At 73.0% G+C, this 9,929-nt stretch carries 11 protein-coding genes; 6 read left to right on the forward strand and 5 right to left on the reverse strand.

The genetic code is table 11. The features are described 5' to 3' along the window. The 3 genes from J0670_RS18975 to J0670_RS18985 form a co-directional block, all read right to left on the reverse strand. On the reverse strand, positions 1-1,467 hold a 1,467-nt coding region (locus J0670_RS18975; protein ID WP_207812810.1), incomplete at its 3' end, for a glycoside hydrolase family 18 protein. A gap of 349 nt (positions 1,468-1,816) precedes the next feature. Further along, positions 1,817-2,452 (reverse strand): hypothetical protein, encoded by a 636-nt coding sequence (locus tag J0670_RS39305; protein ID WP_243437220.1) that lies wholly within the window; start codon positions 2,450-2,452, stop codon positions 1,817-1,819. A gap of 177 nt (positions 2,453-2,629) precedes the next feature. Continuing rightward, positions 2,630-3,190, reverse strand: a complete 561-nt coding sequence (locus J0670_RS18985; RefSeq protein ID WP_207812811.1) for a DoxX family protein — start codon at positions 3,188-3,190, stop codon at positions 2,630-2,632. A gap of 234 nt (positions 3,191-3,424) precedes the next feature. Here J0670_RS18985 and J0670_RS18990 point away from each other — a divergent pair, with 234 nt between their 5' ends. Continuing rightward, positions 3,425-4,057: a MarC family protein gene (locus J0670_RS18990; protein ID WP_207812812.1), complete on the forward strand. Its 633-nt coding sequence runs from the start codon at positions 3,425-3,427 to the stop codon at positions 4,055-4,057. Between the two features lie 6 nt (positions 4,058-4,063). On the opposite strand, the gene J0670_RS18995 is transcribed toward J0670_RS18990, so the two are convergent. Both J0670_RS18995 and J0670_RS19000 read right to left on the reverse strand, forming a co-directional pair. After that, complete coding sequence (locus J0670_RS18995) at positions 4,064-4,603, reverse strand: NADPH-dependent FMN reductase (RefSeq protein ID WP_207812813.1); 540 nt, start codon at positions 4,601-4,603, stop codon at positions 4,064-4,066. Between the two features lie 59 nt (positions 4,604-4,662). Continuing rightward, positions 4,663-5,094, reverse strand: coding sequence for an Lrp/AsnC family transcriptional regulator (locus J0670_RS19000; protein ID WP_207812814.1), 432 nt, complete (start codon positions 5,092-5,094; stop codon positions 4,663-4,665). A gap of 274 nt (positions 5,095-5,368) precedes the next feature. Here J0670_RS19000 and J0670_RS19005 point away from each other — a divergent pair, with 274 nt between their 5' ends. From J0670_RS19005 to J0670_RS19025, 5 genes are all read left to right on the forward strand, one after another. Beyond that, a complete protein-coding gene (locus J0670_RS19005) occupies positions 5,369-6,199 on the forward strand; it encodes a tryptophan 2,3-dioxygenase (RefSeq protein WP_207812815.1) in 831 nt (276 codons plus the stop codon). A 77-nt stretch (positions 6,200-6,276) separates the two neighbouring features. Then, entirely contained in the window at positions 6,277-7,509 is a 1,233-nt protein-coding gene (gene kynU / locus J0670_RS19010) for a kynureninase (protein WP_243437221.1), read from the forward strand. Positions 7,510-7,586: 77 nt separating this feature from the next. Continuing rightward, positions 7,587-8,222, forward strand: a complete 636-nt coding sequence (locus J0670_RS19015; protein WP_207812816.1) for a TetR/AcrR family transcriptional regulator — start codon at positions 7,587-7,589, stop codon at positions 8,220-8,222. Further along, on the forward strand, positions 8,219-8,983 hold the full coding sequence (locus J0670_RS19020) for a glucose 1-dehydrogenase (protein ID WP_207812817.1): 765 nt from the start codon (positions 8,219-8,221) through the stop codon (positions 8,981-8,983). Before J0670_RS19015 ends, J0670_RS19020 begins: the two co-directional genes overlap by 4 nt. Positions 8,984-9,191: 208 nt before the next feature. After that, positions 9,192-9,695 (forward strand): hypothetical protein, encoded by a 504-nt coding sequence (locus J0670_RS19025; RefSeq protein WP_307806583.1) that lies wholly within the window; start codon positions 9,192-9,194, stop codon positions 9,693-9,695. Positions 9,696-9,929 lie beyond the last annotated feature (234 nt).

Genomic DNA, 9,929 nt, shown 5'->3' on the forward strand with positions numbered 1-9,929 from the left:
GCCCAGGTCGTACAGCGAGAAGGCGAAGGAGCCGCCGAGGCCGTTGCAGTGCGCGTAGTCGAGCTTGGCCTGGATGGACCGGGCGTCCTCACCGCTCCAGAAGGTGTTGCCGTCGTAGAAGTACGTGGCCTTGGCGTCGTCGTCCCAGAAGGTCTTGGAGGCGTTGTCGACGAAGCCCGTGAGCTCCTTGTACATCTGGATGCCGGGCTGGTTGCCGGACATCGCGGCGCCGGTCGCCGGGCTGGCGGCGGGCTGGAACAGACCGTTCTTGCCGTTGTTCTGGACGCCGGTCCAGCCGCGGTAGTAGAACGGCACACCGATGTTGATCTTGCTGGCCGGGAAGCCGCCGGGGATGCCGTACTGCGAGTCGCCGACCGTCCACGCCTTGATGGCGTTGTCGATCGAGTACTTGCCGTTGCCCGGCTTGGCCGGGGCCGACGGGTCGTTCGGGCCGGAGTACAGCGGGGCCTGGTGGTTGGTCGGGCCCTGGGCCTCCCAACCGCCGTGCATGTCATAGGTCATGACGTCGAGGAAGGTCAGGTACTGACCGATCTTGTCGGTCTCGACGTTCATGATCTTGTCCTGGCCGGCGCCGACCGCCGCCGACAGGGCGTAGGTCTTGCCGTCGGCCTTGCCCTGCGCGTCCAGCTGGTTGCGGAACTCCTGCAGCAGCAGGGTGAAGTTCTGCTTGTCGGCCGGGCTGGAGATGTTGCCGGTGTGGCCGCCGCCGCCCGGGTACTCCCAGTCGATGTCGATGCCGTCGAAGATGCCGGCCGCCGAGCCCGGGCCGCCGTAGCCGGCGTCGGTCGGGAGGTTGCCCTTGATGAACATGTCGAGGCAGGACGAGACCAGGTGCTTGCGCGAGGCGTCCGTGGCGGAGGCCGGCGAGAAGTACTTGGAGTAGGTCCAACCACCGATCGAGAGCAGGACCTTGAGCTTGGGGTTCTTCGCCTTCAGCTTCTTCAGCTGGTTGAGGTTGCCCGCGATCGGCTGGTTCCAGACGTCACCGACGCCGTCGACCGAGATGTCCGGGCCGAAGCTCTTCTGGTAGTCGGCGAACGCGTCGGCCGCGCCGTCACCCGCGTTGGGGTTGTTGTCGTTCGTGTCGGCGGCCTTGGTGGCCTCGAAACAGCCCAGGTCGGTCGGGCTGATGTTGGCGAAGTCGTAGATCAGGTAGTCCAGCTTCCCGGCCACGCCGGTGTCCTGGATCGTCTTCGGGTAGTACGCGTTCGCGTAGATCGACCACTGGTCGAAGTAGGCGACCTTGATGCCGCCGCTGGTGGCGGGCGCGCCGGTGGAGTTGGTGGTCGCGGCGTTGGCCGAGGCGCCACCGGTCAGCGCGAGGCCCGCGCCGAGCAGCAGGGAGGCGGTGGTGCCGGCCGCGATGGCGGCCAGGCTCTTCGGGCGGCGTCGGCGGGCGCCGTCCGGAGCCGGCGTCCCGGCCCTTTCAATGCGTGAGCGCAGCATGGGTGCGTGACTCCTGGTTGTGGGGGTTCCGTCGCCCCGGGGGTCGTTCGCGTCCGGGGTGGGGCCGGACGACCGGGACATGACAGGTCAGGGTGGGGAATCGAGCGGGATCAGGCCTTGACGGACACCGGGATGCGCCGAACCGGCGCCCCCGGCCGAGGCCGGTGACGCCGGTTCAGGGGCTCCCTGCACCTGGGCAATAAAAATGGACTAGACCAACTCGCCCGTCAAGGGGTCCTGTTGGCACTTGAGTCGCGCTTAAGGTTCCGACCCCGGTCCGACCGGGCGTCCGAGCAGGCTCCGAACGAGCTCCGAACGGGGGTCCGGGCGGGCTCCGAACGGCCGGGGATCAGTAGCGGACGGCGTTCGCCACCTCGGCCCTGACCTCGCCCGAGAGGCTCCGGTTGCTGCGCGCGGTGGCCTGGGCGGCGTTCCCGGCGGCCACGTCCTGGACGGTCACCGCGGTCGCGTCCACCACCCCGCCACCGCTGTCGGTGAAGTTCACCTGGATCACGTACCGGTAGGACTGCTGCCCGTGGTTGGTGACGGTCAGCTGCGCCTGCGCCCTGCCGTCCGAGCCGGTGGTCACCGGCCCGACGGCCACGTCCGCCTTGGCGTCCAGCCCGCCCTTGATCCCGGCCACCGCCGAGGAGGCGGCGGCCGCCGCCTCCGAGGCCCGGGCCTCGACCGACGCGAGGGCCGAGGCGGCTCCCCCGGCCGCCCCGCCGACCGCGGAGGCGATCGCCGACGCGGCGGAGGCGGCGGCGCTCGCCGCCTGCCGCACCGCGGCCGCCGCCGAACTCGCCGAGCTGCTCCCGCTCCTGCCGGAGGAGCACCCGGCCAGCGCCGCCGCACCGAGCAGTCCGGCACTCAACACGACCGCCACCAGCCTGGCCTGACGGTTCATCAGTGTCACCGACGAGTCCTGCGCGGTGGCCCTGGCCGGGGGCTTCGCACCGGCCCGGGTGAGCGGCTGGCGGTCCATGTGCTCCCTCGTTCCTTCCCGGTACCGGGCTGCCCGGCACGCCTCCCAGTCCACCCTCCGAGCCGCCCACCGCAGCCGCCAGCAGGGGTCCTGCCTCCGGGTGACGGGTGACGGATGACGGATGGCGGGCGGCGGGCGACGGGCGACGGGCGAGCGAGGAAGCGCGCGCCGAGGCCGTCAGGACAGCCCCGAGCCCTCCTGCTCGTCCGCCTCCACCGCCGCCCGCTCCTCGCGCAGCCGCACCTCGTGCCGCCGCCGCGCGACCACGCCGTACGCCCCGACGGCGCTCGCCACGAAGGACGCCAGGCCGATCCACGGCCGGTCGAAGACGTGCCCGGTCAGGTGGTCCAGCGAGTACCGCCCGGCGCCGGAGAGCCCGAGCGCCAGCCCGGCCGCGCCGAGGAAGGCCGGGTACTCGTAGCCGCCGGAGGTGGCGAAGAAGCCGCCCGGGGCGTGCACCGACACCGCGCCCGCCATCGTCCCGGCCACCACCGCGCCGGCCGCCGGGGTGGCCAGCCCGGCCACCAGCAGCGCGCCGCCGCCCGCCTCGCCGAGGCCGGCCGCGATCGCGCTCTCCCGGGCCGGGTGGAAGCCCATGTGGGCCATGGCCTGGGTGGTGCCCTCCAGGCCGCCGCCGCCGAACCAGCCGAACAGCTTCTGGGTGCCGTGCGCGATCAGCACCCCGCCGACCGCGCCGCGCAGGGCCAGCAGGCCCAGGTCCTTACGGTTCAGGCACATGTCGCTTCCTCGTTTCCGCGGAGGGTTGGTCGTGGGTACCGCCGTCGTGCGTACCTCCATGGCACCCGAGAGCGCGCACCCGTTCGAGCCGGGGCCGCCATCCGGGCGAATTCGTCTCCGGGGCGGAATGAACCGCGAGGCCGGAACGAACAGCGCGCCCACGAGATCCACGCCACGCCCGACCCCGGGGCGTGGCGGGCCGGTCTCCCCGGGCGCCCCGGTCATGCTGGGCCCATGTTCGTCTTCAACCTGAGCAGCGCGTTCATCACCTTCTTCGCCGTGGTCGGCCCGCCGAAGACCATGCTGTCCTTCGCCCGGCTGGCCGGCACCCGCAGCAACCGGGAGCTGCGGGGGCTGGCGGCGCTCAGCACGGTCATCTCGGCGGTGATCGGCCTGGTGCTCGGCTTCGGGGCCGACGAGCTGACCACCCTGTTCCACATCAGCGACCAGTCGCTCCGGCTCGCGGGCGGGGCGATCTTCTTCGTCTACGCGGTCGCGCTGGTCTTCGGCGTCCACCTCGGCTCGGAGGGCGACGACGACGATCACCTGACGAACCCGCTGGCGGACGGCATCCGCGAACTGCTGCTGCCGTACATCGCCAGCCCGCTCGCGATCACCGCCGTCCTGGTCGCCTCGCTCAACCAGAACAGCTGGGGCTGGAAGGCCGCCGTCTCCGGGGCGTACGTGGCCGTCGTGGTGTTCAACTACCTCTGCGTCGCCCTGCTCGCGCCCGTGATGCGGCGGACCCACCGCACCTCGCTGGAGGTGCTGTCCCGGCTGCTCGGGCTGCTGCTCGCGGCGGTCGGCGTCGAGCTGTTCCTGGAGGGCCTGTACGAGCTCGGGGTGCCCCTGCCGGCCGGGCGCTGAGGCCTGTCAGGCGGCGGCCAGCCGGGCCAGCACCTCGCCGATCCGCTCGCGCACCAGCGGGTCGGCGATCAGCCCGTCCGGGTCGGCCGCCCCGCGCTCCAGCGGGATCCGGACGCAGGCCTCGTCCACCACGGCCGCGCCGGTGTAGCCGAGGACGGTCCGCAGCGTGCTCTCGGCGCCCCCGCCCCGGCCCGGCGCGGCGCAGTTGATCCAGCCGACGGGCTTGTCCGAGATCTCCACCCCGCCGACCGTCCAGTCCAGCAGGTTCTTGAAGGAGCCCGGCAGCGTCCCGGCGTACTCGGGGGTGCAGACCAGCAGCGCGTCGGCGGCCTCGACCGCGGCCCGCAGTTCCGCCACCGGCTCCGGCAGCGGGTCGGTGTCGTGGTCCGGGTTGAAGTGCGGCAGGCCGGCCAGCCCGGCGTAGTACGTGGTCCGCAGGCCGGGCACGGCGGCGGCCACCGCGGCGGCGGTGCGCAGCACGGTCTCGTTGGAGGAACCGGCCCGCAGGCTCCCGGGCAGCAGCAGGATGTGGCGCTCGTTCGGCATGCCGAGGAAGCTACTCCTTCACGTCGGCGTCAGGGCCAGGCGGCCGGGCCGCCAGGGCCCTACGGCACCACCGGCCGCCAGGGCACCGGGCTGGAGAGGATCATCGAGCTGGCCGGCGGGCCGTATCCGCCGAGGCGGTCGCAGAGCGCCTCGAACTCGGCCATCGTGGACACCGCGACCAGCAGCACGCAGCAGGCTCCGCCGGTGACCCGGTGCAGCTGGAGCACCTCGGGCCAGGTCGCCACCTCGGGGTCGCGCAGCACGCAGCGCGGGCCGTAGCACTGCACCTGGACCAGCGCGGTGATCGGCAGCCCGGCCCGGGTGAGGTCGACGTGGGCGTGGTAGCCGCTGATCACCCCGTCGGCCTCCAGGCGGCGGACCCGTTCGGCCACCGCGGGTGCGGACAGGCTCACCCGGCGGGAGAGTTCGTTGTACGAGAGCCGGGCATCGGCCTGGAGCTCGGCCAGCAGGCGGCGGTCGACGGCGTCCATGACGGCTCCCTGAGCGGTTCGGACCGTCGGATCTTCCGACGGATCTCCGCCGGATCCCCGACGGATTCGGGACGGTTTTCCAGCGGATTTTCGTTCGTAAAGCAGATCGGCCGAACGCCTCGCGAACGACAGCCCCACGCGCGGTTGTGGTGCTCGTCGACCATTCAAGCCGGGGGCGGCACCGCCGCACAATGGGCTCCCCGGTGGAACCAGGACCTCCGTCCGCTCCACCGGCCCCGGGCGACGAGGCCCGGACGGACCAGGAGGGATCGGGATGGGGCACGACACGGTGGAGACACCCAACCTGTCGTTCGGTCGGGGCGGCCAGCCGGGTCGGGGCACCCCGTACGCGCAGTACGTGCGGCTGGAGGAGCTGCACAGCCTGCAGCACCCGCGCAGCAAGGAGCCGGCCGAGCTGTCGTTCATCGTCACCACGCAGGTGATGGAGCTGCTCTTCGGCCTGCTGCGGCACGAGTGGACGATCGCCCGGGGGGCGCTGCGCGAGGACGACCTGCCCACCGCGCTGGCCGCGCTGCGCCGGGGCACCCACGTGCAGGACGTGCTGGTGGAGTCCTGGGACCTGCTGGCCACCATGACGCCGCAGGAGTTCAACTCCTTCCGCGCGCTGTTCGGCGAGGCCTCCGGCTTCCAGTCCTCGGCCTTCCTCCAGCTGGAGTTCCTGCTGGGCAACAAGAACGCCGCGCTGCTGAGGATGTACGAGGGGGTGCCCGGGACGCTGGCCGAGCTGGCCGAGGCGCTGCGCTCCCCCGGCCTGTACAACGAGGCGCTGGCCCTGCTGGCCCGGCGCGGCCTGGCCCCGCGCCCGGAGCCCTCCGAGCAGCGCTACCAGCCGTCCGAGGAGGTCGCGGCGGCCTGGCGGCGGGTGTACACCGAGGCGGAGTTCGCCGACCTCCGGCCGCTCGGCGAGGGGCTGCTGGACGTCGCGGAGCGGGTCACCCGCTGGCGCCAGCGCCACCTCCTCGCGGTCAAGCGGACCATGGGCGGCAAGCCCGGCTCCGGCGGCTCCAGCGGGCTGGCCTGGCTGCGCAGGTCGGCCGAGCAGGACGTGTTCCCGGAGCTGTGGACGATCCGGGACTCGCTGTGACGGGCACGAACACCGTGACGGGCACGAACACCGTGACGGGCACGACCGCGGGTGTGGAAGACCGAGGGACCGAGGGGATGCGCATGATCACGCGCGAGGAGTGCGCGGCACTGGACGCCGCCGACCCGCTGGCCGCGTTCCGCGAGGAGTTCGCCCTGCCGGACGGCGTGGTCTACCTGGACGGGAACTCGCTGGGCGCGCTGCCGGTGCGCACGCCGGAGCGGGTGCGGCGGACGGTCGAGCGGGAGTGGGGCCGGGAGCTGATCCGCAGCTGGAACGACGCCGGCTGGTTCGAGCAGCCGTACCGGCTGGGGCGGCGGATCGCGCCGCTGGTCGGGGCCGGTCCTGCGGAGGTGGTCGTCTGCGACACCACCTCGGTGAACCTGTTCAAGGTGCTCTCGGCGGCGATCGCGCTGCGCCCGGGGCGGCGCACGGTGCTCGGCGACGCCGAGGCCTTCCCGACCGACCTGTACATCGCCGAGGGCGTGACCGGCCTGGTCGAGGGCGGGCGCAGCCTGCTGATCCGCCCGGAGGAGCTGGACCGGCACCTGGACGGCGACGTGGCCGCGGTGGTCCTCTCGCACGTGGACTACCGCACCGGCGAGCTGCTGGACATGCCCGGGATCACCGCCCGGGTGCAGGCCGCGGGTGCCCTGATGATCTGGGACGTGTGCCACTCGGTGGGCGCGCTGCCGGTCGAACTCGGCGCCACGAACGCGGACTTCGCGATCGGCTGCACCTACAAGTACCTGAACGGCGGCCCCGGCTCGCCGGCCTTCCTGTACGTCGCCGAGCGTCACCTGGCGGCCGGTCCGCGGCAGCCGCTGAGCGGCTGGTTCGGGCACGCCCGCCCGTTCGCCTTCGAGCCCGGGTACGACCCCAAGCCGGGCATCGGCCGTTTCCTGACCAGCTCGCCCTCGCTGCTCGGCCAGGCCGCGCTCGAAGCCTCGTTGGACATCTGGGAGCGGGTCGACCTGGCGGCCGTACGGGCCAAGAGCCTGGCGCTGACCGACCTGTTCGTCTCGCTGGTCGAGGGCCTGGACGGGGTCGAGGTGGCGACCCCGCGCGAGCACGCCCGGCGGGGCAGCCAGGTCGCGCTGCGGCACGCCGACGGGTACCCGGTGGTGCAGGCGCTGATCGCCCGCGGGGTGATCGGGGACTTCCGCGCGCCGGACCTCATGCGCTTCGGCTTCACGCCGCTCTACCTCTCGTACACCGAGGTCTGGGACGCGGCCCGGCACCTGGCCGAGGTGCTGGCGAGCGGCGAGTGGCGGGAGGAGCGCTTCTCCCGCCGGGGCGAGGTGACGTAACCGGACGCGAAGGCCGGAAGGCCGGTGATCCACGGGGTCCGTTGCCGTTAATAATGCACAGTATTAATCTGTTGCCCATGGCAAGGACACCGGCGGGCCACGAGACCCGCGAGAGGCTGCTGCGGGCGGCGGAGGAACTCTTCGCCACCCGGGGCGTGGAAGCCGCCCTGACCAGGGACATCACCCGGCTGGCCGGACAGAGCAACCCGTCCGCCGTGCAGTACCACTTCGGCTCCCGCGAGGGCCTGCTCGACGCGATCATGGCCGGCCGCCAGGAGCGCACCGAGCGGGCCCTCGCGCCGCGCCTGCCCGCACTCGCGGACGCGGACCTGCCCGGACTGCTGGACGCCCTGGTCGCGACCGAGGCGACCGAGCTGCGCACCGAACAGGGCCGGCACTGCCTGCGGATCTCCGCCCAGGTCAGCCACAACAGCGGGGTCCGCACCCGGACCCCGCACCCCACCCTCGCGGGCGGCGGCTACTGGCGGCTGATCGAACTGCTGGAGGAGCGGATCTCCGGGCTGCCGGAGCCGATCCGGCTGGAGCGGCTCGACCTCGTCCTCACCCTGATCGGCGCGGCGCTGGCCGACCGGGCGCAGCAGTACCTCACCGGGTCCACCCCCCTGACGGACGAGGAGACCTTCCTCGGCGACCTGGTGACGGTGTCCGCCGCCATGCTCTCCGCCCCCGCCCCCCGAAGGAGCACGCAATGAACGACCTGACCGGCAAGACCGTCATCATCACCGGCGGCGCGCGCGGCCTGGGCGCCGAGGCCGCCCGGCTCGCCGTCGCGGCCGGCGCCAACGTGGTGATCACCGACGTCCTGGAGGACGACGGCAGGGCCACCGCCGCCGAACTCGGCGAGCGGGCGCGGTTCGTACGGCACGACGTGACCTCGGAGGAGGACTGGCAGCGCGTGGTGGACTGCGCGACGGCGGAGTTCGGCGCGGTGCACGGCCTGGTCAACAACGCCGGGATCTCCACCGGCACGCTGCTCGCGGACGAGAGCGTCGAGCACTTCCGCAAGGTCGTGGACATCAACCTGACCGGCGTGTTCATCGGGATGAAGACCGTCGTCCCGGCGATGCGGACGGCCGGCGGCGGCTCGATCGTCAACATCTCCTCGGCGGCCGGCCTGATGGGCCTGGCGCTGACCGCGGGCTACGGCGCCTCCAAGTGGGGCGTGCGCGGCCTCAGCAAGGTCGGCGCGGTCGAGCTGGGCACCGAGCGGATCCGGGTCAACTCGGTGCACCCGGGCATGACCTACACCCCGATGACCGCCTCGGTCGGCATCCAGCGCGGCGAGGGCAACTACCCCAACACCCCGATGGGCCGGGTCGGCGAGGCGCCCGAGATCGCCACCGCCGTGGTCTACCTGCTCTCCGACGACTCCTCCTACGTCACCGGCGCCGAGCTGGCGGTGGACGGCGGCTGGACCACCGGGCCGACCGTCAGGTACGTCATGGGCCAGTGACGCCACGGCGCACGCGACGCGACGGCCCGGACGAACGGCGCGTGAACGCGCGTGACACAGCGGAGAACGCGCGTGACGCGGCGGAGAACGCGCGTGACGCGGCGGAGAACGCGACGTGACGCAAGTCATGGCCGGGTAAAAGTTCGACCGCCATCGCCCAAGGGAAACCTCCTCTTTGACTGTCCATCAGACCAAAAGGGAGGTCTGCGTGAACATCGACCTCGGCCCGCTCAAGCCCGAACCGTTCGCGCTGGCCCTCGGCCTGACGCTGTTCTTCCTGATGCTGTGGACGCTCGGCGGCCACGTGTTCCCGCGCATCGAGCGCATGCTGGCCGAGCGGCGCGACGCGACCGAGGGCCGCACCGAACGCGCGGCGGCCGTCCGCGCCGAGGCCGAGGCCGCTCGGGACGCCGGCCTGCGGGAGCTCGCCGACGCCCGCCACGAGGCGGCCCGGATCCGGCAGGACCACGCGGAGCGGGGCGCGGCCGCGATCGCCGCCGCCCGTGCCGAGGGCATCCGCGACCGCGACCGGTTCCTCTCCGCCGGGCACGCCCGGATCGCCGCCGACCGGACCGAGGCGGCCGACCGGCTCCGGCAGGACGTCGGCGAACTGGCCGTCACCCTGGCCGGCCGGGTGGTCGGCGAGCCGGTGCACACGATCGCCGCCGAGCGCCGCACGGTGGACCGCTTCTTCGAGACCGACACCCGCTGACCGGCCGGTCCACCGGCCGGCCCGCCTGACCGGCCCCGCACACGGCGAAGGCCGCCCGGTCGACCCGGGCGGCCTTCGCGTGGCGGATGCCGTCAGCCTCGCTGTCGGCCCCGGCGGTGTCAGCCGTGGCGGCCGCGGCTGCGGCGTCGGGCGGCCAGGACGGCGAGGCCGCCGAGGGCGAGCAGGCCGACACCCGTCAGCCCGTAGATCACCGGAGTGTTGCCCGCACCGGTC

It is taken from the genome of Streptomyces sp. FH025 (genome assembly GCF_017427025.1).
In the GTDB taxonomy this organism is placed as follows: domain Bacteria; phylum Actinomycetota; class Actinomycetes; order Streptomycetales; family Streptomycetaceae; genus Kitasatospora.

What these genes read in the sequence shown, in the direction of transcription:
- J0670_RS39305 (WP_243437220.1), bottom strand. Translation starts at nt 2,452, where the DNA reads ATGGACCGCCAGCCGCTCACCCGGGCCGGTGCGAAGCCCCCGGCCAGG.
- J0670_RS18985 (WP_207812811.1), bottom strand. Translation starts at nt 3,190, where the DNA reads ATGTGCCTGAACCGTAAGGACCTGGGCCTGCTGGCCCTGCGCGGCGCG.
- J0670_RS18990 (WP_207812812.1), top strand. Translation starts at nt 3,425, where the DNA reads ATGTTCGTCTTCAACCTGAGCAGCGCGTTCATCACCTTCTTCGCCGTG.
- J0670_RS18995 (WP_207812813.1), bottom strand. Translation starts at nt 4,603, where the DNA reads ATGCCGAACGAGCGCCACATCCTGCTGCTGCCCGGGAGCCTGCGGGCC.
- J0670_RS19000 (WP_207812814.1), bottom strand. Translation starts at nt 5,094, where the DNA reads ATGGACGCCGTCGACCGCCGCCTGCTGGCCGAGCTCCAGGCCGATGCC.
- J0670_RS19005 (WP_207812815.1), top strand. Translation starts at nt 5,369, where the DNA reads ATGGGGCACGACACGGTGGAGACACCCAACCTGTCGTTCGGTCGGGGC.
- kynU (WP_243437221.1), top strand. Translation starts at nt 6,277, where the DNA reads ATGCGCATGATCACGCGCGAGGAGTGCGCGGCACTGGACGCCGCCGAC.
- J0670_RS19015 (WP_207812816.1), top strand. Translation starts at nt 7,587, where the DNA reads ATGGCAAGGACACCGGCGGGCCACGAGACCCGCGAGAGGCTGCTGCGG.
- J0670_RS19020 (WP_207812817.1), top strand. Translation starts at nt 8,219, where the DNA reads ATGAACGACCTGACCGGCAAGACCGTCATCATCACCGGCGGCGCGCGC.